The 22,760-nt window shown below is 57.8% G+C and carries 34 protein-coding genes and 3 pseudogenes; 16 read left to right on the top strand and 21 right to left on the bottom strand.

All coding sequences use genetic code 11. The features are described from left to right. Positions 1-13: 13 nt before the first annotated feature. The 6 genes from FHT71_RS05430 to FHT71_RS05405 form a co-directional block, all read right to left on the bottom strand. Positions 14-1,330 carry a virulence-associated E family protein gene (locus tag FHT71_RS05430; protein WP_348649288.1) on the bottom strand — a complete coding sequence of 439 codons (1,317 nt, stop codon included), beginning with the start codon at positions 1,328-1,330 and terminating at the stop codon, positions 14-16. Continuing rightward, positions 1,315-1,524 (bottom strand): hypothetical protein, encoded by a 210-nt coding sequence (locus FHT71_RS05425; RefSeq protein ID WP_183719144.1) that lies wholly within the window; start codon positions 1,522-1,524, stop codon positions 1,315-1,317. Before FHT71_RS05425 ends, FHT71_RS05430 begins: the two co-directional genes overlap by 16 nt. Further along, positions 1,517-1,888, bottom strand: coding sequence for a hypothetical protein (locus tag FHT71_RS05420; protein WP_183719142.1), 372 nt, complete (start codon positions 1,886-1,888; stop codon positions 1,517-1,519). Before FHT71_RS05420 ends, FHT71_RS05425 begins: the two co-directional genes overlap by 8 nt. Position 1,889: 1 nt before the next feature. Continuing rightward, positions 1,890-2,246: a hypothetical protein gene (locus FHT71_RS05415; protein WP_183719140.1), complete on the bottom strand. Its 357-nt coding sequence runs from the start codon at positions 2,244-2,246 to the stop codon at positions 1,890-1,892. 11 nt (positions 2,247-2,257) lie between these two features. Continuing rightward, entirely contained in the window at positions 2,258-2,524 is a 267-nt protein-coding gene (locus FHT71_RS05410; protein ID WP_183719138.1) for a helix-turn-helix domain-containing protein, read from the bottom strand. A gap of 352 nt (positions 2,525-2,876) precedes the next feature. After that, on the bottom strand, positions 2,877-3,812 hold the full coding sequence (locus FHT71_RS05405) for a site-specific integrase (protein ID WP_246717952.1): 936 nt from the start codon (positions 3,810-3,812) through the stop codon (positions 2,877-2,879). A gap of 109 nt (positions 3,813-3,921) precedes the next feature. On the opposite strand from FHT71_RS05405, the gene FHT71_RS05400 reads away from it, so the two are divergent. Further along, positions 3,922-4,134, top strand: a complete 213-nt coding sequence (locus FHT71_RS05400) for a hypothetical protein (protein WP_183719177.1) — start codon at positions 3,922-3,924, stop codon at positions 4,132-4,134. Between the two features lie 899 nt (positions 4,135-5,033). On the opposite strand, the gene FHT71_RS05395 is transcribed toward FHT71_RS05400, so the two are convergent. Further along, positions 5,034-5,345, bottom strand: a complete 312-nt coding sequence (locus FHT71_RS05395) for a hypothetical protein (protein ID WP_183719169.1) — start codon at positions 5,343-5,345, stop codon at positions 5,034-5,036. A 663-nt stretch (positions 5,346-6,008) separates the two neighbouring features. After that, positions 6,009-6,194, bottom strand: coding sequence for a hypothetical protein (locus tag FHT71_RS31380; protein ID WP_132591018.1), 186 nt, complete (start codon positions 6,192-6,194; stop codon positions 6,009-6,011). Positions 6,195-7,094: 900 nt separating this feature from the next. On the opposite strand from FHT71_RS31380, the gene FHT71_RS05390 reads away from it, so the two are divergent. Next, entirely contained in the window at positions 7,095-7,433 is a 339-nt protein-coding gene (locus FHT71_RS05390; protein WP_007793456.1) for a hypothetical protein, read from the top strand. A 63-nt stretch (positions 7,434-7,496) separates the two neighbouring features. Here the strand turns inward: FHT71_RS05390 and FHT71_RS31375 are convergent. After that, positions 7,497-7,640 (bottom strand): annotated as a pseudogene (locus tag FHT71_RS31375) (ATP-dependent DNA ligase); the annotation flags it as partial. Positions 7,641-8,187: 547 nt separating this feature from the next. Here FHT71_RS31375 and FHT71_RS05385 point away from each other — a divergent pair. Next, entirely contained in the window at positions 8,188-8,697 is a 510-nt protein-coding gene (locus tag FHT71_RS05385; protein ID WP_007793452.1) for a hypothetical protein, read from the top strand. A gap of 606 nt (positions 8,698-9,303) precedes the next feature. Continuing rightward, complete coding sequence (locus FHT71_RS05380) at positions 9,304-9,675, top strand: hypothetical protein (RefSeq protein ID WP_245505491.1); 372 nt, start codon at positions 9,304-9,306, stop codon at positions 9,673-9,675. A gap of 21 nt (positions 9,676-9,696) precedes the next feature. Here FHT71_RS05380 and FHT71_RS05375 read toward each other — a convergent pair whose 3' ends face one another. Next, positions 9,697-9,891 carry a hypothetical protein gene (locus FHT71_RS05375; RefSeq protein ID WP_132591016.1) on the bottom strand — a complete coding sequence of 65 codons (195 nt, stop codon included), beginning with the start codon at positions 9,889-9,891 and terminating at the stop codon, positions 9,697-9,699. 220 nt (positions 9,892-10,111) lie between these two features. On the opposite strand from FHT71_RS05375, the gene FHT71_RS32130 reads away from it, so the two are divergent. Together FHT71_RS32130 and FHT71_RS05370 are read left to right on the top strand one after the other, a co-directional pair. Continuing rightward, positions 10,112-10,240, top strand: coding sequence for a hypothetical protein (locus FHT71_RS32130; RefSeq protein ID WP_007793444.1), 129 nt, complete (start codon positions 10,112-10,114; stop codon positions 10,238-10,240). A gap of 466 nt (positions 10,241-10,706) precedes the next feature. Further along, entirely contained in the window at positions 10,707-10,847 is a 141-nt protein-coding gene (locus FHT71_RS05370) for a hypothetical protein (RefSeq protein ID WP_165933122.1), read from the top strand. A 66-nt stretch (positions 10,848-10,913) separates the two neighbouring features. Here FHT71_RS05370 and FHT71_RS05365 read toward each other — a convergent pair whose 3' ends face one another. Continuing rightward, the gene (locus FHT71_RS05365) at positions 10,914-11,354 is read right to left on the bottom strand and encodes a hypothetical protein (protein WP_183719134.1); all 441 of its coding nucleotides are present in this window, start codon (positions 11,352-11,354) and stop codon (positions 10,914-10,916) included. A gap of 237 nt (positions 11,355-11,591) precedes the next feature. Here FHT71_RS05365 and FHT71_RS05360 point away from each other — a divergent pair, with 237 nt between their 5' ends. Next, positions 11,592-11,774, top strand: coding sequence for a DUF3606 domain-containing protein (locus tag FHT71_RS05360; protein WP_037082842.1), 183 nt, complete (start codon positions 11,592-11,594; stop codon positions 11,772-11,774). A 168-nt stretch (positions 11,775-11,942) separates the two neighbouring features. Continuing rightward, positions 11,943-12,128: a hypothetical protein gene (locus FHT71_RS05355; protein ID WP_007793431.1), complete on the top strand. Its 186-nt coding sequence runs from the start codon at positions 11,943-11,945 to the stop codon at positions 12,126-12,128. 824 nt (positions 12,129-12,952) lie between these two features. Here the strand turns inward: FHT71_RS05355 and FHT71_RS05350 are convergent. Beyond that, a complete protein-coding gene (locus tag FHT71_RS05350) occupies positions 12,953-13,438 on the bottom strand; it encodes a transcription termination/antitermination NusG family protein (protein ID WP_348649289.1) in 486 nt (161 codons plus the stop codon). Here FHT71_RS05350 and FHT71_RS32265 point away from each other — a divergent pair. Continuing rightward, positions 13,398-14,003 (top strand): DUF982 domain-containing protein, encoded by a 606-nt coding sequence (locus FHT71_RS32265; protein ID WP_348649287.1) that lies wholly within the window; start codon positions 13,398-13,400, stop codon positions 14,001-14,003. The genes FHT71_RS05350 and FHT71_RS32265 overlap by 41 nt on opposite strands. Before the next feature lie 43 nt (positions 14,004-14,046). On the opposite strand, the gene FHT71_RS05340 is transcribed toward FHT71_RS32265, so the two are convergent. Continuing rightward, positions 14,047-14,421 (bottom strand): hypothetical protein, encoded by a 375-nt coding sequence (locus FHT71_RS05340; RefSeq protein ID WP_183719130.1) that lies wholly within the window; start codon positions 14,419-14,421, stop codon positions 14,047-14,049. Continuing rightward, positions 14,421-14,588, bottom strand: a pseudogene (locus FHT71_RS05335) (ATP-dependent DNA ligase); the annotation flags it as partial. The gene FHT71_RS05340 and the pseudogene FHT71_RS05335, both read right to left, overlap by 1 nt. Before the next feature lie 172 nt (positions 14,589-14,760). Here FHT71_RS05335 and FHT71_RS05330 point away from each other — a divergent pair. From FHT71_RS05330 to FHT71_RS05320, 3 genes are all read left to right on the top strand, one after another. Continuing rightward, positions 14,761-15,066 (top strand): DUF982 domain-containing protein, encoded by a 306-nt coding sequence (locus FHT71_RS05330; protein ID WP_007793418.1) that lies wholly within the window; start codon positions 14,761-14,763, stop codon positions 15,064-15,066. A gap of 148 nt (positions 15,067-15,214) precedes the next feature. Next, positions 15,215-15,460 carry a hypothetical protein gene (locus tag FHT71_RS05325; protein WP_132590994.1) on the top strand — a complete coding sequence of 82 codons (246 nt, stop codon included), beginning with the start codon at positions 15,215-15,217 and terminating at the stop codon, positions 15,458-15,460. 598 nt (positions 15,461-16,058) lie between these two features. Continuing rightward, entirely contained in the window at positions 16,059-16,247 is a 189-nt protein-coding gene (locus FHT71_RS05320) for a hypothetical protein (protein WP_007793395.1), read from the top strand. A gap of 206 nt (positions 16,248-16,453) precedes the next feature. On the opposite strand, the pseudogene FHT71_RS05315 reads toward FHT71_RS05320, so the two are convergent. Next, a pseudogene (locus FHT71_RS05315) lies at positions 16,454-16,618 on the bottom strand (DUF1515 family protein); the annotation flags it as partial. Between the two features lie 119 nt (positions 16,619-16,737). On the opposite strand from FHT71_RS05315, the gene FHT71_RS05310 reads away from it, so the two are divergent. From FHT71_RS05310 to FHT71_RS05300, 3 genes are all read left to right on the top strand, one after another. After that, positions 16,738-16,998 (top strand): hypothetical protein, encoded by a 261-nt coding sequence (locus FHT71_RS05310; protein WP_132590990.1) that lies wholly within the window; start codon positions 16,738-16,740, stop codon positions 16,996-16,998. A gap of 19 nt (positions 16,999-17,017) precedes the next feature. Further along, positions 17,018-17,572, top strand: coding sequence for a LysR substrate-binding domain-containing protein (locus FHT71_RS05305; RefSeq protein WP_245505489.1), 555 nt, complete (start codon positions 17,018-17,020; stop codon positions 17,570-17,572). Between the two features lie 504 nt (positions 17,573-18,076). After that, positions 18,077-18,268 carry a hypothetical protein gene (locus FHT71_RS05300; RefSeq protein WP_132590988.1) on the top strand — a complete coding sequence of 64 codons (192 nt, stop codon included), beginning with the start codon at positions 18,077-18,079 and terminating at the stop codon, positions 18,266-18,268. 34 nt (positions 18,269-18,302) lie between these two features. Here the strand turns inward: FHT71_RS05300 and FHT71_RS31370 are convergent, their stop codons facing one another. The 4 genes from FHT71_RS31370 to FHT71_RS05285 form a co-directional block, all read right to left on the bottom strand. Continuing rightward, positions 18,303-18,485 carry a hypothetical protein gene (locus FHT71_RS31370; RefSeq protein WP_132590987.1) on the bottom strand — a complete coding sequence of 61 codons (183 nt, stop codon included), beginning with the start codon at positions 18,483-18,485 and terminating at the stop codon, positions 18,303-18,305. Between the two features lie 223 nt (positions 18,486-18,708). Next, a complete protein-coding gene (locus tag FHT71_RS05295; protein ID WP_183719126.1) occupies positions 18,709-19,266 on the bottom strand; it encodes a hypothetical protein in 558 nt (185 codons plus the stop codon). A gap of 182 nt (positions 19,267-19,448) precedes the next feature. Beyond that, positions 19,449-20,780, bottom strand: a complete 1,332-nt coding sequence (locus tag FHT71_RS05290) for an LLM class flavin-dependent oxidoreductase (protein ID WP_183719124.1) — start codon at positions 20,778-20,780, stop codon at positions 19,449-19,451. A 40-nt stretch (positions 20,781-20,820) separates the two neighbouring features. Next, a complete protein-coding gene (locus FHT71_RS05285; RefSeq protein WP_007793375.1) occupies positions 20,821-21,480 on the bottom strand; it encodes a peroxiredoxin in 660 nt (219 codons plus the stop codon). Between the two features lie 12 nt (positions 21,481-21,492). On the opposite strand from FHT71_RS05285, the gene FHT71_RS05280 reads away from it, so the two are divergent. Continuing rightward, entirely contained in the window at positions 21,493-21,774 is a 282-nt protein-coding gene (locus FHT71_RS05280; protein WP_132590982.1) for a hypothetical protein, read from the top strand. Between the two features lie 26 nt (positions 21,775-21,800). On the opposite strand, the gene FHT71_RS05275 is transcribed toward FHT71_RS05280, so the two are convergent. Both FHT71_RS05275 and FHT71_RS32125 read right to left on the bottom strand, forming a co-directional pair. Continuing rightward, positions 21,801-22,400 (bottom strand): alpha/beta fold hydrolase, encoded by a 600-nt coding sequence (locus FHT71_RS05275; RefSeq protein ID WP_132591013.1) that lies wholly within the window; start codon positions 22,398-22,400, stop codon positions 21,801-21,803. A 40-nt stretch (positions 22,401-22,440) separates the two neighbouring features. Beyond that, complete coding sequence (locus FHT71_RS32125) at positions 22,441-22,572, bottom strand: hypothetical protein (RefSeq protein WP_281040965.1); 132 nt, start codon at positions 22,570-22,572, stop codon at positions 22,441-22,443. Positions 22,573-22,760: the final 188 nt, after the last annotated feature.

Below are 22,760 nucleotides of genomic sequence, written 5' to 3'. Positions count from 1 at the left end.
CCCATCAGTCCCATCAGTCAGCCATACCGACCTCCGTCACATAGCCCTTACCCTGCACTCCATCGATCCGAACATTCTTCGGCCCCGACCAACCAAGCACCCTCATGCACTCAGCAAGTCGTCCGCTCTCCCGTTTCGAGAGGTTGCGCATGTCCATCCCAAGAATCTTGCCGAAGATTTCCGGCGTCAATATCCGCAACTCTCCGCCAACCTGCTTGGCGATCTTAGGCAGTTCCGCCGACAACAAATCTTCCCATGGATCGCCCGTCACTCGCTCCGCCTGTGCCTTTGCTGCCTCCGTCCAAAGCTCCTTGGGCAGTGTGATGGGGGCATCTAGCGGCGCGAGCCTTTCTGCCGCAGCAGCCTCCGCCCACAGTTGATCTCGATCCCGCCGCAACGCCTCCAGATCGATCTCGCCCACTTCGACGGGCCAGAAGCGTCTGTTCCCGGTGGTGTCCCGCAAGTACTGCGCATCGTTGGTAGTGCCGATCAGGATCGCCCGACGCGGCAGCTCCACCACCGAACGAGCAAATGCAGGTCGCCCCCGGTCATGGGTTTTCGAGATAAACTGTTTCAATCGACCGACCTGGGTGTTGGAGAGCCCGACCAGTTCCGGCAGCTCGACAATCCATTTGCCCTGCAGCAGTTCCATCTGTTCTTTGTAGGGCACGTCTGCCGCGATCTCGTCGGAGAAGAACTCCTCCCCTCCGGCCAAAACCTTCAGCGCGGTCGACTTCCCGCCGCCTTGCATTCCTTCCAAGACTAGGACGCCATCAAACTTTGCGCCCGGCTGGCGGACTCGTCGCACCGCCCCGGTTAGCACTGCCCTGCCAATGGCCCGCGTGAGGGGATCGTCCGACGCACCGAGGTATCTTGCGAGCCAGTTATCCAACCTTGGCTTGCCGTCCCACTCCAGTCCGTCGAGATACTCCCGCACCGGATCAAAGGCGTTCTCCATGGCGATGAGTTCGATAGCGTCGCGGGTGTGTTTCGGCTCTGGATCGAACTCGAATTTCTCAATGACAAGCTTTCTAACTACCAGCTCGATTTTTTCGGTTGCCTCGCCCAGCTCCTTTGGCCAGCCCTCGGTAACGATACGCTGCCGGAAAGTGTCGAGCCGGAACACCACACCCAACTTTTGAATGGCCAGTTTCGCATTCGCCAACGAAGGAGCGTACCCCTTGGGATTGCTATCTCGGCTGAAATCCGTCGAGTTTTCCGGCCCGGCTCGCAGGACCGAAGTCTCGTTCTTCTTGAAGCTCATGCGGTCCTGCCATTTTCTAATGGCTTCACCGCCCCCCGTGACACTCATCTCTATTTCCTCGGCCACGAGCGCATCCTTTCTTCCCGCGTCAGGAGCATCTCGATTCCCTCGCAAGCCGCCCTATGCGCCTCGCCCGTGGCGTTTGCCTCGATGTGGTCGAGGGCATCGAACAGCCGCTCCATCACCCGGTCAAACGTGGGAACCGGTTCCGCCGCCTTCCGCCGCTCCCGCACCTCGCTCAGTGAAATCACGTCAGCCAACATCGCCTCCCTCGACATCGCGCCGCGCCATCTCGGCCCGGGCCATGTTCGCAACCCTGTCCGCCGCCGGTACCGGCATCCCCAGCGCCCGCAGCGTTTGAACCGAGGTCGCGGCCCTTTCCACGAGCGGCAAGTTTTCGAGCTCACTCGCCCACAGGTCTCCGAATATCTGAACGTAAAGACGGAAGTACTTTTCCGATCCCGGCCACCCCGCCGCGCTCAAAATTGAGAACGCGTAGATGATGTCGAGGACCGCCTCGTCCGGCAGGTCCGGCTTCATCCGCCGGACCACCTGGATATTGACCTCTTCCGGGTTCTCCCCGGGGCACAGCCCGAGGATGATTTCTTGAGCGCCGCCCCGCATCTCACTGACCCTCCGGGGCTACGGCAGGACGGAAGATGTTGTCTTCCTTTGTGCCGCCCGCCGTGGTGGGTGCCTCGTGGGCCTCGCCCCGATTGAACGCGCCCTTGTAGGTCGTGTCGGCAAAGAGGGCGATGGTCTTAATCTCGCTTTCGCTCATGGGCATTTTGAAACGTGAATAATGCTCGGTTATTTCCCTGTGTCCTTCGAGCCCGCGCTCCTTAATCAGGGCCATCGCTCGGGCGTGCTCCTCTGGGAACCGGCGTGCTCCATACGCGAGGTTCTCTTGGGCTTTGCGGAGGTCCTCGGCGCTGAAATTCGCCCGGGTCGAGTTGACGTACCTGTTGTAGTTCGTACCCATGTCTGTCTCCTTTAAGCCGCACTGACGCGGCGAGCGGTTTCGCATTCTGTGACGGAATGGCCGAAGGGCGAGGACCGGCGCTCGGCCCATTCCATCAGGTCTTCGGTTCGGTAGAGCGGGATGCGGCCAAAACGCTTGAAGCGCGGCCCATCACCCCGGCTGGCCATCGTCGCCAAGGTCGTCGCAGAGATCGGATATCCTGCGGATTTAAGTGCAGCCGCCGCGTCAACGCGACGAAGCAACGTATTGCCGTTGTTCGAGGGCTCGAAATTGTCCATTTAGCGATCCAATCAAAGTACATCGGGCATATTCGGTTAACGCCGATTAACCAATGATCGCTAAAACAAAGGGTCTAGTCAATGAATAATGTCAAATAAATTCAATGTGTTATGATACGTATCACCCTCCATTTCTCTCTTCACAAAAGAGTACCCGATTTATTTTTTTACTCAATACAGCTGAAAAATCGCAAGTATAGCGGAGGTGGGAATACTTCTCATGTCGGCGCGAGTCTTTTGTCGTACATTGGCGTCGAGGGAGTCTCTGCGAAGACTAGTGCGATCCGACTCCCCCAAACGAAAACGGGCCGAGGAGTCTTTCGTCCACGGCCCACCAAACGGAGTTGAAATTTCAGGCCGCGACCGCCCGAGTTCCGAACAACCGTTCCCGCTGCTCCTGCTTCGTCGGGTTCAGGTACCGCATCAGCACCGCGACCGTCTTGTGACCCGACTGCCGCATAAGGGTTCGAAGGTCCGCTCCATTCGCGCTCATCCGGCTAAGGGCCTCGTGGCGCAGGTCGTGTATCCGCAAGTCGGGGCATCCCGCCGCCTCGCGCACCTTCTGCCATTCATGCTCCGCCGAGTTCTTTGTCATCTCGAAAACTGGAGCCCGGTCGCCTTTGCCTTCGGCCTGCCGCAGGAGCAATTCGTAGGCCCGGTCCGAGAGCGCCACATACCGGGGCTCGTTCCCCTTCACGTTCTCCTCCGGGATGACGATGAACCCCGGCTCCCGCCGAACCCAGCCCGCCAAGATGCACCGCGCCTCCCCGGCCCGCATCCCGGTATCGAGCAGCACCGGGAACAAGGATTGCCACTCCCGGCTCTGCCACGTCTCCCCGGTCAGCGCCCCCCAGATGTTATCCTCCTCGCCAGCCCTCAATCGGCGGTCCCGACTGGAGCGAGGCTGGGGAATGCCACGACGGCGCTTCCGCAGGGAGGCGATCGGGTTGGCGACCTCGACCTGCTTCTCATGGATCAGCCACTCGTACACGGCCGCGATGGTGTTCAGGTTGTTTCGGATGGTGGAGGCCGCGCGTCCTTCCCGCTTCCTCGCGTCCCGATAGGTCACGAAATCTTCAACCGTCAGTTCCCCGAGCGCCTTCTTCGCGAACGCCTGCCGCAACAGCATGTTCAACATGGCGACCTCCTGGGACTCGCCTTTCTTCTCCGGCGTTACCTTATCCCGATAATCCGTGAGGGCCTGCTTGAAGGGCCGGACCAGATAGCCGCTGCGGATGGTGACGGGCTTCTCTCCGAGCCGGGGGTCCACCCACGTCCCGAGCCGCATGGCGGACTCCGTGGCATCGGTCCAGAGCTGCGCGTCCCGCTTCGCCTTGAAGGTATTTGAAATCGACCGGGACTTACAGGGTCCCTTGAACGTTTCAGGGAGTCGGGCCGTGACCGTCCACTTCCCGCCTCGCTTCGAAAGACTCGCCATTTCCGCTTCCCTTTCTGCAACAATGCTGCAACATTTGTGGGGGAGCGGAGAAAAACCTTTCTATCTCAATGGCTTGCCACCGGTCTTGAAAACCGGCGTGCGGGAAACCGTACCGTGGGTTCGAATCCCACCTCTTCCGCCAAAAAACATTGATTTCATTGCATTTTATTGAGTTTTCTGGTCGGAAATATCGGATTGTCATAACGCATTTTTAGGCTCGACTGGAACTTTCCGTTACGCCGTCTGTTTTTACTATGCAGCGCTTCCAACACGCTGTGGGACCATGCATCGCCCAAGTGCAAGTCCGCAATCGGCCCGGCGCCAGCCCCCAGCTCGCCGGGCTTTGCTCGTCTCGTCGCGGAACCTTTCAACGGCACAAAAGTTCACTTAACAGCGGCACCTCTCCTGTAGTGTCATACGGCTTGCAGCTTTCATGCTGCCAGGCCGTGGTGCCGGAGCCCGGCCAGACCAACGCCGGGCTCTTTTTCTCCAAAGACGAAAAAAGTCCGCCTCAGAGACGGACTAATTTCAATGACTATTCGATGTTGCCTGTCGCCACCCATCACTTCTGCGACGGGGATAGACTGCATCATGGAAGTTAAGGAGTTGCTAATTTACGCGATGTCCTGTGGGTGTTAGCTGCAGCCACCGGACACGGATCAGGCCAAGAGCAGCCCGCCGGCATTCGCGCCGACGCCACCTAAAACGCCAGCCTAACGACACCTCTGGCCGAGTAAGCTATTGGTCTAGGATTTCGACACCTACCTATAATTTCGCACGGCGCGCGCTGCTGATAGGTTAGCTTATCGCCTCAACACCCTCCCACTGAGGCGATCTATCGGCTTCGGTGTCCTCCCTCCCACCGCGGTCGGCGGATATCGAATCCGCGTTGACCGCCTCGATTTTAGCCGGGGCGGTCTTTTTTGGGTTCCGATGCCTGCCCGTGACAACATAAGAAATAGCCGCCACCCGATCGAGAGCAACGGCCGCGTTGAGGGGTGAAGCGCTCTGGAGCGTTTGCTAGAGTCGCAATTGTTGCGACTCTTTTCCCTAACCTGCGAGCGCTACCGGCTAGAAGTCAAAATACAAGGTGGCTCCCGACCGCCGCTGATAGGGGTAATAGTCGCGATAACCGTACCGTGGATAGCCGTAGTACCGAGGACGGTAGCACGAGCCGTAATACCGGCAGTCGCGGTAAGCGTACCGCCGGTTCTTCCAGTGGCCATTCGCATACCCATCGCCATGGCCGCGGTGTTTGACCTGCTCGACGTCGGCGGTGTGTACGTGTACTGCGTTCGACACGACGATCGGCGTGGCGTTTAGCGGCGGGGCGAACGACGCAGCCAAGACTACGGCTGCGAGTGCGGAAAAAAGTTTCTTCATCATCGGCGCATCCTTTCAGGCTGTTCTGGATTAATAAGCATTAACCTCCGATGAACGGCTGCGCGCCGTGGACACCCAAAAAGACACCGGCCGGCGCGCTGCTTGTGTAGGCGCAGGTGGTGACCGCGCCGGCCATAGGTGAATGTGAATAAAAGAGGCACGCCATCATGGCGGCCGGCGCGACGGCGCGCCTAGAAAGAGTGACGAGCGACAGCGTCTAAGCCGGCGACCCCAAAATAGATGTCTGCAGCAGTGGACTTCCCATTGGAAGTCGAAAGAGATGCCTTCGCCTCCTTAAGAGTTTCTGCGAGTTCGAAGTACTCAAGGAGATTTACGCGTTTCATCGCGACCTTCCGCAAATAGTGTTTCACTAGAGAATACGTGCTTTGATTGTATAGGACGCCAGCGATCTTGGATTAAGCGCGTTATTCACAGCTGACCGCAGCTGCCCCTCGATGCCTCGATGCGAGAGCAGCGCCGATGAACACCGCCTTTGCCCTTTGCCACAGGATCATGTAGACGCTGCGACGGGGCGCGACTGCCATTAACTTTAGAATGGGGTCGGGTGGCAGATTGACGTCACGCCGCTGTCACGAGATCACGTGACCGCCCCTTGTTTAGCCCCAGCTTGACCGCCCTCACCGCAGAATAGTCCTAACTTGGTCAGTAGGCACACGAGAGCGCGTTAGTCGGTCTGAAGCCATCCGCACAAGCCGGGTTCACGGAAGTCCTTGGCGGATATCGAAAATCAGGCGGATTTGGATTTCGCGGCGCCGTCGTACACACTGAAGTAATCGCGGCGAGACCGATCAGCATTCCGGCTGCTACAAATGCCTGAAATCTGTTCATGTGGTTCTCCCCATTTACTTTGCGTCCTAGACGCGAAAATGCCGCGACGCTATCAAGCAGATGCGAGGGCAATCACGAACACTTGACCGCCCCCGCTCGACTCACCTAGCCTTTAACCGCGGCGACCAATCCGCATGCGTTCCGCCACCACCGGACAGTCACAGCTTTCGGCGATCCTGCCGGCAGCACTTGCTATGTCATTTGTGGTGACGTCTTGTACGATCCCAAAATTCAAAAATCAGCCCAGTACTGCGCGCGGTTCACGAGCCCGCTAGACCCTGACAAGGAGTGGCAGTTCGAAGACATCCAACTGGCCTTCATGGCTGGCATGAAAGAGCAGCCGATCCGTCGGCTCTTATCTGGATTGGATCGCAAAGACCCGTCGCGAAGTCGACGATCTTAGAGCCACTATCGACGCTGTTCCTCGTGAGGTAGATCTTCCGCCAGACTACCAGCGAATGATCGCATGGGCAGAGTGTCGCTTAGCAAACCTGGAAGCGCGGAAGCGCAGACTACTGTTGAACAAATACAGGCTACCCAGGTAGAGCGCGGACTGTATGCCGATCCGGATCCTCTTTATGATCCAGAAGGTGACCCGCCACCCGAGGTGAATTCCTGGGATTACTGACGTTCCATAAGCAGCGCTTGACGCTTCGCCAAGATGAGCTACACTCAACCCATCGTGTTTCTGACGGCTGACCACGGATGTACTGGCAGTTGTTGTTGAGACAGATTAAAAAGGTCGGCGCCGAGGGAGGTGTCGGCCTTTTTCTTTGCCTTGGGTCACTCCAACTGGTTGCGGTAGTGGAAAAGCACGCGCAACTTTGAATTATTCCTTCCAAGCCACGACACGTCATGCATATTTCGTGGTCGGGTTAAGAGTGTTTCTAAGGGGCATTCATGAAAATTCGTTACGTTGTGCTGGCAAGTTTGCTGGCAGCTACTTCCTGCGCCAAACGTCCGGATGCGATCGTACCGGTCGATATTCCCATGGCGGCCTATACCGGCTCGCCGTGCCCGGTGCTCGCTGCCGAACTGGTCAAAGAGCAGGAAAACCTAGCTGCGGTTTCGAAGGCGCAAAATGACGCAGCAACAGGTGATGCTGTGGGCGTCTTCCTAATTGGTGTCCCGACTTCAAGCACTTTTGGCGGCGACAAAGAAGGCCAAGTTGCCGTCGCGAAGGGCAAAGTGCAGGCCATTCAGAACGCGATGCGCAGCAAGAATTGCGCGAGTTCTTGACCAGCGGACAGCACACATTTTTGTTCACTGTCCAAACTCAAAAACTCGCCCGGTAGAGCAAGAGAGGAGCGCGAGACAGGGCTCGACGCGGTCAGGCATTGGATCGAAAGGAAGTCGCGGCTGGGAAGGATCTCGCGGCTTTCGGGCGCGAGAACGGAGCGGCTTATCGTCGGCAAGGAGGGGCTTTGAACGCGGAGATTTTGCCATCCCTCAAGTGAGCCACAGATTTTCGCAATGGCGGCAGTCTTGACGCCGCCACCGACCAAGGCCATTTGTCACACAGCTTCGGGGCGGAAGCGAAAACTCAATCCTTGACATCATGCGGCTGTCGGCAACCTCTTCAAGGAGAGGCGCTATGCGCATGGCCTACTACCCGTCTGACTTCATCGGTCACGACCTTCGCTATTCATGCCAAAGGTGCGGGCGCAGTGGATCACAGTCCGCGGCGGATGCTCTTGCTTGATACGGCAACCCGCCAATGCCGGATCTTCTCAACGGTAAGCGCGTAGGTCACCCCACGTATCATGCTGGCTGCTGATGGGCGATCCAGAAAGATGAACGCCTCGGCAGAAAGAGAAATATTACCATGACCAGTTGATCCTGCCGCGATCGGTCGACCGGCTTTTCAGAGCAAGTGAGGCGATCACAAGCGCCATCCGCCTGCTGGTCTGCGTCACCTGTCAATCGACCTTGACAAGCGCGTCCATGTCGAGACGCTATCGGGCTCGCAACGTAGTAGAAAAACGAGGATAGGATGAGGTTCAGCAGACCGGCAGTCGCAGTCGTGGTTGGCGTCGCAGCCTGTGTGTTTGGCGCGTGCCTTGCGGCATTGCCTGCACTCGCACAGGAAGTCGAGCCGCCCGCTCCATGGGTTAAGCTTACCGGTTCGCATGCCGGAGCGGTCGGAACATGCTCTAACGTTGATGCGACCGACAACGAAGCTTGTTACATGGTCCGGTGCGACGCCAAGAACGGTCTCATTTTCGAGATTGGCGATGCCACTGTTGGCGAGATGGGCGTGCGATCGGCGCGCTTCGAGATTGGGAGGTACAAAGAGACGATCCGCCTCGACGGGAACAGTCCCGATCGGCGAACGATTGTTCTCTTAAAGCATCCGAAGCTGCTTGCCGCCCTTACATCTGGCGCTGATTTCGCAACCATGTACGCCGTCAAGGCCGATGTGGAATACAGCACCGGCTTTGAACTCACGGGGGCGCGAGACCAGATATCTCGACTGGCAAAGGGCTGCCCAACCAAGCCGTGACGACGGGCAAGGGTCCTGACCGACCAAGACGCCCGATTGCCCAAAGCTGCGTTTTGCGGTCGCGCATCCGATGATGCCGCAGGACTGTAACTGGCATTGCGATCGCTTCGAGAAACACGACGCTCTTTGCCCGGACCCTGGCCGTAGAAACCGCATCTGAGATCGGCTGGTCCGGTTCTGCCGCGGTCGTTGCTGCCCAAGCGTCCCGTGTTCGGCGTGATCACTGACTGTCGATTTATGTTGTCGCGCTGCCCAAAGATGCCGCTCTCAACGGCTTAGCAAGGGAGCTTGGTTGCGAACGCGGGCCGGACGCGCAGTGCAACGACAAATGCCGATTGCACTACCACCAGACCGCCGAAGAAACGCTTGGAATAGCTCAGCCGGCGTCGAAGTCCGAGAGTATGCGAACTCTGGGTGAGCTTGCGCAATATGACGCGATGTTCGCCCTATGCCCGCAGTGCAAGCGCCGGAAGCCGATCGATCGGTGGGCGATACAGCGGAAGTTTGGGAAGGGATTGACGCTGAGGCAACTCGCTGGCCTCATGCGATGCAAATGCTGCCACAAGGGCGCACGATTGATGGTGGCAACTTTGTCGCGAGACTGAATTGGTAGTAGCAGACGAGGACTCTGAGATGATAAAATTGCGTTTGAGAAGGATCTTCGTTCTAGGTTTGCTGGCGCTGCCGGTATCAGAAGCAGCTCGGGCGGACACGCTTCCGCTTTCGAAGATTAATCGCAAAATTGAGAGTCACATTCAGACCAGCAACACCAAGAAGAATGTTCAATGTCTCGCTTTCATACTGAAGGACTTTCAGGAGCGAAAAATCCCCAAGTCGAGGATTCTCGTCACCTTCGACGATCCGAACATCGACGGCATTGGCATCGGACTGGACGAGACGGACGAGAATTACACTTGCGAAGCTGGCGAACTCCAATCCTGGGAAGAGAATGAGTACCAGGTTGCGAAGAGATTTTAGCAGGACATTCCGGATGTCCGCCTACCCGTTCGCCCAACCCTGATAGAGCGCTTCGCTGATCCCATAGAAATTCTCGTAGGTGTCAACGAACTCGCGCATGACGACCCTTATCTCCGAGTCGAAACTGAACTTATTCCACGCTTCCGCCAGAGCATCTCGAGAAACATTGCGTTTGGTGATTGAGGTCCGCAGCCCCTTATCAGCGACCTGGGTCATTCGCGATCGAATTCCCCATCGTCGTGTCGCGATAGTCGGCCGCAATAAGCGCCCCGGCGAGATAGCGTAGCAAAATGCGGGTGGGCGCGTGGCTGCGCCCTCTGAGGACCGGAAGTCCGTCATGGATGGCTCCAGATTGTTGGAAGGAGTTGCAGTTCCGCACTCGACTCGCTGCTTGAGCGGTGTTTCAAGTAGCGAAGCCTAAAGTTGGGAGTTGGCGATGTACTACGAATGGGACGAAGCGAAAGCGAGACGACAGTATCTGGTCAAGTTCGCCTCGGTCTGGCTGGCAGCGATTGCGCTGGCATTTCTTCCTGTGTGGTGGCTGGTACAGGAAACCACGTTCTAGTCCGTCAAGGCGCGGGCCGGAATACCACCATTGGCGAACATGCGATCGATGGTCGGTTGTGCTTCTATGAGCGCGGCCCCAAATGCGGCCAACTTGCTGTGACAGTGCCCCGAGGTCCGCGTACACCCCCGCGGGCCTCGCCTATCCCGATCCTCACCGAATGGCTAAGCTCACCTGTTCGAACGAAGGCATCTTGCTTTTTGCCTTGATCGGCTACTCTGAAATGGCTCGCAGTTCCTCTGTGAGCAGGGTCAACACATAAGGCCAGTGGAACCCCTGCCCGGTCTTGTGTGCCTCTGTCTACGGCCAGGCCGCGACACTAGCCGCGGCCTCGGTTTTTCAGAAAGGCTTTGGCATCGAGCTTGGTGCGACTTGGTCGCGGTTGACTCTCACGTAATCTCTCAACGGCCACAGATAAGTGTTCGACCTAAAGTAGACTTCGGACGTTCACCTGGTTAGAGCGCATATGCGCGATTCTGAAAATCAACACGAAAGCGACGAAGTGCCGGCACGCGTACCGCTCCCCGAGAGCCAGAAGTTCTTCGACCCTTGGGAGGAAGAATTTCGCAAAAGCTACACCAAGGACGACAAGACCTTCGAATTTTGATCCGCGAGTGCGCTGCGACCGAGAGCGGCGCGAGCTGGAAGACTTTCCGGAACATGTTTTGAAGCCTTAGAGGTTTGCGGCAGCCGTGAAGAATGCGTTGATCTGCTCTTCGGTGAAGCCCATGGCAGCAACGCCTGCCGCCATCATGGGCTCAGTCCGGACAAAGGTGCCGCTGTATTGGTACGCGATCTGGACCGCCTTCGACTGTGTGTTGATCCAAGCATCGACCTTATCGAGGAGGCCCGCCGCGAGAAGCTGGAGCTTGAACTGCCTGGCTGACACCCGCATAACCGGGGGCGGCAGTGGGTTCAGAAAGGCAATCACTTCCTCGTTGTTGTCCGGAAGCTCTTCCTCTGCGTATACAGGCTGCAGATTGGCATAGGCGCCCAGCACATCGCCAGCGTCCTTGAACAGAACGTTCGCGGTCGCTCGGTCCTGACCGATCGAATACATCTCGGCGCGCTTAACACCGTACCAGCCGCCTATGTATAGGCCGGTAGCAGCCATCCATGGTGATTTCGCGTGCCCTTGCCTGTCTCCACCCAGGCAGAGCGAACGACCGTTGCCTCAGTCACGACCTCATCTTGCAGGCATCGCTCGCAAAGCCGTTGCTGCGCCAATTGCACAGCACGTGCAGTTTTCCACGCCTTGAGTCGATACCATTTGCGGTAGGATTTAGCTTCGCTGGACCTTTGGTCCGAAACAGAATACGCCATGACTTGCCCATGCAATTAGGAGACCACAGTGTCAAACCACAAGCAGAGGCGCGGCAAAGCAGATCGTGGCGGGCTATCAGCGCGGGAACCCTACGAGGTCGCTCTGTTTGCAAAGAAGCACGGTATCGCAACCGCGGACGCAAAGCGGATTATCAATACGCACGGCTCGGATCGGGATTCTTGCGACAAAGCAGCCAACCGGCTCAAATAGCAAGCGCGGCAGGGAGGTTACCGGTTTATCCGTCCGGATCTCGACCTGCCGCACGATCGCCCGTCGCTGGAGGAGGCAGCGCCAGGTGACGGGAACTACAATTTTGGAGTGATTGTTTTATTTCACTACGAGCTAATTTGCGGTAGCGTCCTCGTGGGAGGACAAACTATGCAACACATCGATTCGACCGCAGCCGAACCTATCGCCGCAACGAAGGTTTGGTGCATCGCGGACTTCTGCTCGCTGCACCGTCTGGATCGCAATGAGGAAGCCAAGCTCACCGCACTGTTCGGTCAGTTCGCTACAACCGGCGAACTCGCCAACAACGTGACGCGTCGAACTAGGGCTAGGTAGAGTTACACCCGGCTCATCGCTGCCGAGCGTCCGTCGCAACCAATCTGTGCGTCCGGAAAGGTGGGGGGCATTGGCCCCTTCACCTTTGTAGGTGTATGAACTGCGAGAAACTTCCTCGCCTAATCTTCGGCAGCGTATTTCGCCAATTCCATCGCCTCAATGAAGTTATCGTTTGCTGTCACGGTAGCCACGCGCCTCTCCAAGCTCAGCTAGGCTCCTGGCGCTCTGTGGCCACCCAGCAGTGCCTGCACACCTACGGGACTTAGGCATTGCCTCGATTTGGTGCCGTGCTACCCAATCGAGGTTGGGGTGTCATACCGGCTTGACGGGAACCTCGCCGCTTTCGCCTGGAAGACTGTCCGCGAGCAGCATTACCAAAGCACCGCGTTCCGGCCCAAATGGTCGCCGATCCAAAAAATCAGATACGGCCATTACCGTTTCATGTCCGCCCGACGACGGATTGCCGCGGTGAAGGACGACCTCCGAATTGGATATGTCATCCGTGCCTAAGAACCACCGATCGCCGTTTGTGCTCGAAGCAAATTCTCTAAGATTTTCCAAGTTGACGCTCCTCCTTTGAAGAAGGAACTAGGGTCCTACAGCCGGATTGCGACAAAATACTTCGCGGCATTCTGTTTTTGGGTAGGTTCATTTGGGCCACACCACCCGACCAAGCCCAATCTTGCTGAAGACGCATTTCTTCCATCGTGCGGCTTATCCCTTAGGGGCCGCGGTGGACCGTCGCTCTGCGCACTGTACATCCAGCAAATCAGTGAGCGTATATTACCATACGGTTATGGCTTAGCAAGCGAATCAGCTCAATCTCAACAACTGATCCATCGTTTGCATAACCAAAGCGCGGGATGAAGGCGCCTTAAGGCTGCAGGCGCCAGGCCGCCGGCCAACTCCGAATACTGGGCGTTCCGGATCTTGCGGCTGGCTCTCGACGCAGCCTTTTTGACCTCCACCAACTCCCGATCGACTTCCTCCTGACGCATACGCCAAGCCTTATCCAGCAAGAACTTCTGGTCTTGTTCCCAGACCATGTAGCGGAGTCGATCAATCACCTCTTGCGGAAAGCTGAATGGCTCGGGAGCATCGCCATAGATCCGGCTGTACTTCAGAAGTTTCCCGACACCTTCGACGGCCTCGACCGGGACGAACCGCTGTGTTGGCAGGTTGACGAAAACATCCCCGGTGAAGATCGGAAAGCGCCGCTCAATCAGCTTCTTGTTCCGGTGATGCTTAACGACAATACGGTAAGTCGGCATGAAGGATTCGAAGCCGGCATTGGCAAGGTTGCGCTCGATGAGGCTCAGCCTCGGATCTCTGTCGTCACTGGCCAGCGCTGATTGGGAGCGCTGCGATCCTGGCGCGGCCTTGATCGCAAACCATAGCTCGGTCGCCGGGTTCCAGTGGCCGCTCTCGCCTTCGCCATGGCGAGCCGCCGTTGTACGGATTGAAGGCTCGATTGAGGGTCTGCATGTTCAAATCTTGATATCCTTCAGCTTGTCGACGATTGAATTGAGGTGGCCACTCAGCGACCGGTTCCCCATTTCTTCTCTTTCATTGCGGGCTGCGGATACCCATCTATCTGGAGGCGGAACGCTGCCCGATGCCGTTGAGAACGGAACACCCCGCGATTGGAGCGTAGCCATGTTGGTACACCGATGGAAAAAGCCCCTTGTGCTCGGAGATAGCCGCATCCGGATCGTTGTCGGCTCCCCCGAGGAGGCCCTGACCTGGCTTATCCATGAGCCAAACCAGAGCACGGCCAAATGGCAACGAGCATGGCAAGCTTGCCGAGCGGTCATCGAGGGTCGGATGAGGGCTGAAGACGCCAAGGCCGCCGTTCAGCTCGCGGCAGCGCGCTAAGTCATTCGTACTGGTGCTTTGCATGGTCAAATCCGTACATCCTTCAGTTTGTCCATGACGGAGTTCCGTCGGTTCTTGTCGGCGACGCGGACTTGCTCGCGTTGAGCCTTCGTAGGCTGGAGACCGATCGCCACCTGCTTGACGGTGAAGCCCTTTCGGCGAAGGGTTTCACCTCAATGAGGCAGGCCTCCTTGTCCAAGTTTGCGAGGTACTGATCCTTTCGGCCGTTCTCGATGCGATCGATCCGCCAGTTCCTGAAAAGCTGCTTTGGCAGCTGGTAGTACTCGTAGGCGACGATGACAGGTGTGGGCCGGAAGCCTTTGGTCGCCGATTTGATGCGCTCTGCATTCACCTTGCCGAGCAGCTTTTCAATCATTCGCTGCTGAACGTCTTCGGGCAGTTCTTCAACGATCGACATCAACGCGTACTATCCTGCACCTCACGCAGCCCCTTATATGACGCTTGCCGAAGCTTCCGGTCGTGCGTCCACGCTCGATGCTCGATCTCGGCAATGATGGTCGGCAGCACCCACACCAGCTTCTTTCGTCGCCCCTCGTACTTGACCGGCGGCCTCGCTGGCCTCATGCGGTGCAAATGCGGACATAAGGGTGCGCGATTGATGTTGAGGCATCTGTCGCGAGAGTAGCTGTAGCTGGCTATGAGCAAGCTAGGTAAACAGCCGGATATCACCCCTTGCACGCGCGCCTCAAATATTAGATTTTAATCACATTGCCGTTGGTCGATTAAGGAGGAAAAAATGCCGACGCCGGATGTCCTTTGGAACACCCCTGTAAATGTTCGACTTCAGAATGGCACTGAAAAGTCTTTCGAGAGTATTCACGACACCCTGGACTTCCTCGAAAACGAATGGCCCAAAGCCCACGGTGCTTATCACGATGCAGCCGTAGTCAGCTGTCGGAATGCCCTTAGGCGACAGACCCCTCCAGCAGTAAGCAAAGAGCTCTTCCTCGCGGCATGCCTAGAGGCGGGCCTTGCGATTCGAGGCGGTAACAGGCGGCCGAACGGCCAACATTTTTCGCCAACCGTTCATCGACATTTCTGAATGTGACGAAGCTGGAACAAAAGACCGGCAATCGCATTTAGCCGCCTGAGGCATTCGCCTCGACCCTTCCTATGTCCCAGCTCTGACCCCGCTGTTCTGGTGGTATCTAGGGATGGCAAGAGAGATGTTCTTCATGGAGGATGTTGTGATGTCTCGCAAACAATTCAGTCGCCACGATGCTCCCCTGGATTCTGACGACCTACGCAAATGCCACGTAGTTCTAGATGCCATTTGCGAAGAGTTCGGAATAGAGCCTGGCTCCGAGGAGGCGGATCGCGTTGCTGCAATCACCATCGAGCTTTATCAGCAGGGCGTGCGCGACGTTGGCCACCTGAAGCATATCGTCGATGCCGCACGCGGCCTCGATCTCAACCGCGATGGAACCAAGGCATAGCGTTCGGCGTTTTAGGCTTCGCTCACGTCCTACGATGTGACACTCAGGAGCCCTTACCTTGCCCCACCGACCAAGCGGGGCTTTCTTTGTGGCGCGAACTCCCACTTTTGCGAGCGGATGATAATACGTCATTAGCGTTGTTTCTGAACATCGGACCTAAGTCCGAGATTGATCGGACTTCGGCTCGGGCGCCTTCAGGACCTTTGTCCGACTGTTCAAGCCGCCCCTGTCCTGCATAATTTGTGCTGTCCCAAACCCATCGGACACCGGAATGCTCCGGGCGCGCCCCTCGCGTGCCACACCCCTCGGAGCCTTCCGGAACCCGGGTTGCGCCGTTCGCCGCGCGCTATGTGGGGGTCTTTTCGCTTGGACCTAAGTCCATTCAATCGTGCGACCTTCGGGTGATGCCAGATCACACAGCGCCCCGTATGCTTCCGGCATCCTCATTCCCAAGGATACGATGCAGCCCGGATATGGCGGACGGACCCTCCGCAGTATCCGGGAACTGCCCGTTGAGGCTCGCACTTTTGCGAGTGGATATCCGTGATCTGGCCTGCTGTCTTGCTGTCATCCCGCAAGTCACAAAGGAGAGACAGTTATGAACGACGCCAAACCCGCTTTCCTCGCTTTCCGGTACTCTGATGGTACTTGGACGGTTATGATTGTCGGCGAGGAAGGAATCTCTGAGGTTCAAGAAATGACAGCCGCCAAGCTGATCGAGATAATCGAGGCTCTGGAGACCATGAACGAAGCGCAAGAGAAGGACTGGTGGGATGTCTTCCACTAAAATGGGCGGCAGGTTGGTGCCGCTTCTACTCAATCCGCTACCGTCCCCAAATAGCCATCACAACTCGCCGGTCCGCGAACATGACACCGGGCGCCTATTGCCCAGCGCTACTTCGGCGCGCTCCCCGACATGAAAAATATCTTGATCGCCCCAACCGCGCTGGTGAAGGCGATGGCGCCGACCAAGTGAAGCCGCCAAGGCCGGAGCTAGCGACCAAACACCGCAATCAAAATTCGTCGTATGACGTCGGCAAAGGTGACCCCTAATGCCATGCTACCGACACCTATAACGCCAAGCGCACCAAGGCCCATCAGCTTCCAACGCTTCACGTCCTCGGTCACTGGCTTCATTTCTGTGACATCTTCCTGAACACCCGCGTGACGTATTTTTTTGCAACCTTGCGGAACAAATAAGCAAGCTCCGTATTAGTATTCTCGCATAGCTTGCATTTAGAGCTGCATAAGTTTCATTCTAGAACGGTTCTTGGAACATGGAACCCGCACGCTTCGACAGATTTCGCTATGGGTTGGCGGCCCTTCTGATGCGACACCCGCATCTCCGTCCCTATGCCCTTATCGCGCACCGGCGGATCGAAGATGTCGAGAATTACGGCGACGCCATCCGGTTTCGCGAAAAGTTAATTGCTGAGGCTGGCGACAAGACGCTCCTAGAGGAGTGCGAGCGATTCTGCGTCGAGCTTGCGGATGAGCTGCAGTCCTATCTTGTCGCATCACACGCCGATTTGCCATGAGCAGTTCTTTCCACGGGGCGTGAAGAGCGCCTATGCCGAGCGTCTGCTGCGCCTGTCATCGGAGGCCGAAGCCGCACTTCGGCCCGGTGCGCCGCGCGGCACATTGCGCATCGGCACACTGGAAAGCACGGCCGCAGCGCGCCTGCCGCCACTGCTCTCGACCTATCACGAGCGTTACCCCGATGTGCAGATAGAACTCGTCACTGGAGATTCCACCGCGCTGCTGCATCGAGTCAGGAGTTTCGATGTGGAAGCTGCTTTCATCTCGGAGCCTTTCTGCGCAGAAGGGCTGGAGGCACAGGAAGCCTTCACCGAAGAACTGGCGCTGATAGCGCCGAAAACCATGGCCCCCATCAAAGGCGCGCGGGACTTGCGGAATCGCACGGTGATCGCGTTTGCCACCGGTTGTTCTTACCGACGCATCCTGGAAGACTGGTTATCGATGTCGAAAGTGGTGCCCGAGCGGGTGTTGGAACTGGCGTCCTACCACGCGATTGTAGCCTGCGTGGCGGCCGGCTCGGGCGTCGCGATCATGCCCCGCTCGGTGCTTGCGCGCGGTCCACGCGGAAAGTGACGTGCAGGCGCTGCCGTTGCCGCCAAAGGTCGCTCGGGTACGCACCCATCTGATCTGGCGCCCGGAACACCGTTCCCCGGCTCTGGATGCCTTGCGGGAGAAACTGCGGCAGCAAGAGCAGACACACATCGGATGATCCACCAGCCCCGTATGAGCGTTGAATGACTTTGCTGATTATTTCAAAGAAAAATAGGCTTCCCGACTTTTTCCCACTCCCTTTGTCGTTGTGATCCGGTTTCGGTCGTGGCTCACCTCATGCGCGAGGCTGCTGTCCTACTTGGCGCCTCCTCCAGCGCCGAAGCCTGACCGGGAACGAACACTTGGCGAAGTTGCGCCGTATGAAGCGTTGTTCGCCTATGCCCCATTGCAAGCGGCGCAAACCCATCGACCGGTGGGAGATACAATGGAAGTTTCGAAGAGGATTGACGCTAGGCCAGGTCGCAGGTTTCATGCGATGCAAATGCGGCCATAAAGGCGCGCGATTGATGGTAGGAACCTGTCGCGATGAGCATCGAAAACCACTCGAAGGCGCCTGGCGCCAACATTCACGTAAACCACTACTGCAGTGTGGCGGGATGCGGGAAATGGGGAGGCTTCGGCCACGCCTCTTCCAAGGGCGTAGAAACGCGATGGTGGTGTGCCGAGCATTATCCGTATTGGGAAGACATCAAGAAAGCGGATGGGCGAGATCAGTGATGCGCCAGTATCTACTTACCTGCGCTACCGCCCGTCAGTAACTGCACGAGCGGCCGTTGCTAGGTCTGAAGCCATCCGCGCAGGCTCGATTCATTGAATCTCCAGGCTGATAGCCTGATGCCGAGCCCATTGAATTCGGTGGAGTCGAGCAGGCCGATGTGAGCGCTGAAAGGCTAATCATCGTTCCGGCTGCTACTAAAGCACGAAATCTGCTCATCTTTGCTTCTCCTCGCCAGGGCGGCTACGCTGCAGGCAGCAATGTATCGCACGATTAGGTAGATGCGAGGGGCGTTACGCAAGGAAGTGGAAATAAATGACCGCCGACGAACGCTCGCGCGACTTATGCCCTGCAATGCGGGGCCAGGAGTGGTCGCGATGAGCGTCCTCCTATCATTGACTGTCGTGCGCATATCGGGAATATCTTCCCTCAAGCTTCGCGGCTAGCAGCGATTGCTCGGTCCGCAGCGGAACTTAGAGGAGTCGCTCGATGGTGGCCAATTGCTTAGCGAATTCCTGAACTCCTGTATGCTGTCGAGGTTCTCTTTGCTCGTGGTTGTCGCAGCTTGGCTGCCTTTCACGAGCTTTTCGTAGAACGCCGGCTGGGAAAAAACGCCCCAGTTGGACGTGTTTGGCAAGGCACTTCCGGTTGACCCGTCGCCTCGTTTACTAGCCATTGTCTCAAGCTGAGAAATTCGCTCGTTCGCGACTTTCAATGCCTCGTTGACTGTCGTTAAAGCCGCGTTGGCTTGAGCATTGTCTTGCGCAAGCTTCTCTAGTTTGGCGGTCAAGTCGAGCGTCTCTCCCCTGCTGGTATATTTGAGCACTCCGGATGACCATTCGAAGTTCGCCACGGATGGCAATGCCAGCAAGATTGCACCAGCTGCCAGTACGATTGCATGCCCATTTGTTACAGTTCGGCCGGCGGCTATGAATATGACCGTGATGATGATGACTGCGGCGCCAATCAACGGGACCGCGTTTTGAGTAACCCACTGCATGACCGCCCCCAATTTGCCTAGGGAAGCATCATCTGGAAATTGGATAATGTAAATGTGTGCACGCCACTCTTGCGCGGGCTATGTCTGGTAGGTTGCAGGCTAATTCCAGTAAGTCAGCGCCATCTCCCCGGGCACCAGTAAATACCAAGCCATCCGATATCTCTTCCGCGACATATCGCGGCTCAGGGACTTGCAAAGAACCTGTTGGTCGGCCGGGAAAGGCCGAGATGCTCACGCAGCGTCGTGCCCTCGTAGTCCTGCCTGAAAATCCCTCGCCGCTGCAGTTCGGGTACGAGCCGATCGACGACATCGTCGAGACCTTGAGGAAGATACGGGAAGACGACATTGAAACCGTCGCTGCCTCGCTCCTCCAGCCATTGCGCCATCTCATCGGCAATCGTCTCCGGCGTGCCGACAAAGGCAAGGCCGGAGTAGCCACCATAGCGCTGCGCGAGCTGCCGAACAGTCAACTGCTCTTTCTGGGCAAGCTTCAGTACCTGCGCGCGACCGGTCTTGCTGGCATTCGTCTCCGCTATATCAGGCAGCGGCCCATCCGGATCGAAGCCCGAAGCATCGTGACCAAGAGCGATCGAGAGCGAGGCGATGGCGCTGTCATAGTGCACGAGGCTATCGAGATGCGCCCGCTTCGTGCGCGCCTCCTCAATGCTGTCGCCGATGACAATGAAGGCGGCCGGCAGAATCTTGAGGCTATCGGGATCCCGACCAATCGCGGACATGCGCTCCTTGATATCGGCATAGAGCGCCTGCGCCGCGCGGAGATCGCGTGGCGAGCAGAACACCACTTCTGCCGTCTCGGCGGCGAGCTGGCGTCCCGGTTCGGACTGCCCCGCCTGCACGATCACCGGCCAACCCTGCGGCGGGCGGGCGATGTTGAGCGGGCCGCGCACGTTAAGCTCCTCGCCCTTGTGATTGAGGACATGCATTCTGGCGGGATCGAAGAACTGGCCACTTTCCACATCGCGCGTAAAAGCGTCGTCGGCGAAACTGTCCCAGAGGCCGGTGACGACGTCATAAAATTCCCGGGCACGGTGGTAGCGCTCGCCATGCTCGACATGCTCCTCGAGGCCAAAATTCAGCGCGGCATCGGGATTGGCGGTCGTCACGATGTTCCAGCCCGCACGCCCGGCGCTGATATGGTCGAGCGAAGCGAAGCGGCGGGCAAGGTGATAGGGCTCGTCGAAGGTCGTCGAGGCCGTCGCAACGAGGCCGATCCGGTCAGTGACTGCGGCAAGAGCCGATAGCAGCGTGAACGGCTCGAAGGAGGTTACCGTCTGGCTTCGCTTTAGAGCCTCCACCGGCATGTTAAGCACGGCGAGGTGATCCGCCATGAAGAAGGCGTCGAACTTCGCCGCCTCCAGCTTTCGCGCAAACTCCTTCAAGTGCTTGAAGTTGAAGTTCGCGTCGGGATAGGCGCCGGGGTAGCGCCAGGCTCCAGTATGAAGGCTGACAGGGCGCATGAATGCCCCAAGGTGCAATTGCCGCTCCTGTGCCATCAAGCGCTCCCGTCCGATACCCTACCCCTTGCCCGCGCGTTTACGCCTGCGGCTGCTTGGTCTTGCGCAGGTAAGGAAGCACTGTGTCAAACGAACCGAAGCGGGTTGCTGCGTCCTCGTTCGAGACGGCAGCTGTGATGATGACGTCCTCACCCTGCTGCCAGTTCGCCGGCGTCGCAACCTGATGCTTTGCCGTCAATTGGATGGAATCGATCGCGCGAAGGATCTCGTTGAAGTTTCTCCCAGTCGTCATCGGGTAGGTGAGGACCAACTTGATCTTCTTGTCCGGGCCGATGATGAAGACGGAACGGACGGTCGCATTGTCCGCCGGCGTGCGCCCCTCCGACGTTTCCCCGGCTCCAGCGGGCAGCATGTCGTAAAGCTTGGCGACCTTCAGGTCCTTGTCGCCGATCAGCGGGTATTCGACATCGAAACCGGTCGCCGTCTTGATGTCGTTTTTCCACTTGCCGTGGCTTTCCACCGGATCCACGGAGATGCCGATGATCTTGGCGCCGCGCTTGCGGAATTCGGGCTCCAGTCCTGCCATCGCGCCAAGCTCGGTCGTGCAAACCGGCGTGAAGTTCTTCGGATGCGAGAAGAGCACTGCCCAGCCATCACCGATCCAGTCATGGAATTGGATGGCACCTTGCGTGGTGTCGGCGGTGAAATCAGGCGCAATATCGTTGATGCGGAGGCTCATGAGCGTTGATCCTTGCTGGTGAAATGGCGTTGGTTTTCAATGACGGGTGAATTGTCTAGCCGTTTTCAGCCGCTGTTCAAGCACCTGCGTCAAAACGGTCGCCTGATGAAGGATAGCGGCAAAGCTTGCCTTATCAGCCGCAGCAATATCCACGCTCATTCTGTCGATGATTTGACAGAGCTTCTCGATCTTCGGCGCGTCAGATTGGTCGCCCAGATCATCCGCAAATTCAAGGAGAACCCACACAAGCCGACGAAGTGTTCGCCGGCGAGTTTCACCCGATATCGTCGATGATCGGCTTGGCGACGCCATGAGATCCTCTACCACGCGGACGAAGCCTCTCTGCCGAGAGACGGCTTTTTCTGCGGTATTTTATCGAGATGGCGAGTTCTGGCTTTCAGCGTTTCGAAAACACGGTAGCCGCCTGGCCAACGGCCATAGCCGCTGGCGACATTGACGTGTCCGGCCAAACCGGCGTTGCGCAACTCGCTGCCCCAGAGGCGAGCAAAGAGTGTCAGGCGATCGAGCGACATGTAATGATCGTTCAGGCTACCGACGACGATGCTGGGAAACGGCAACTCAGCCGTCGGCATCGTGCCGAAAGCAATCTGGCCGGGATGAAGCTTCTCGGTCGCCGGCAGATCGCATGGCGCCACGAGCAGCGCTCCCCTCACCCGTGCCGCCGCTGGCCTCGTGGCAAGGCTCGCCGCCAGCAGACATCCTAAGCTATGGGCCACGATGTAGGCCTCGCCGGCCTCTTCGAGCACGGCCTCGAGCGTTGCCCGCCAGAGACTCAAGTGCGGATGATCCCAGTTGTCCTGATGGACGAGGCGACTTTCGGGATGATCCCGCAGCCAGGCGGTTTGCCAATGCGCATCTTCTGATCCGAAGAGCCCGGGAAGAATAAGTACTGGCGTCATCATCAATCCTTATTGCGTCGCGTGACCGAGCTATCTGTTCCTAGGGAACGCCGAGAGTGATCGCGAAGAGGAACCCGAAGGCGAGCACTGTAGCCGCAGAAGAGGCCACATCCGCCAAAACACCTACAAGCCGGTTTCGCGGAGCGATGCGGCGATCATCGAAAACAGCCATGACGATCCTCAGTACCAGGGCCCCGGAGATGGGTTCCAATAGTAGATTTCATAGTCGCGGGCCGCCGGCTCGCCGTCACTGTGCAGCTCGATCCGCGGTGCGCCCGCCGCCAGTTGGGAAGGCCCGAGGCGGACGGCCCACCGGAGCCATAAAAGAAGAGAATGCAGCATCGGTTTCTCCTTGCTTAC

It is taken from the genome of Rhizobium sp. BK060 (genome assembly GCF_014193145.1).
In the GTDB taxonomy this organism is placed as follows: Bacteria; Pseudomonadota; Alphaproteobacteria; order Rhizobiales; family Rhizobiaceae; genus Rhizobium.
Note: the sequence above shows the minus strand (reverse complement) of the source record. Positions and strands in the feature narration are given on the sequence as shown.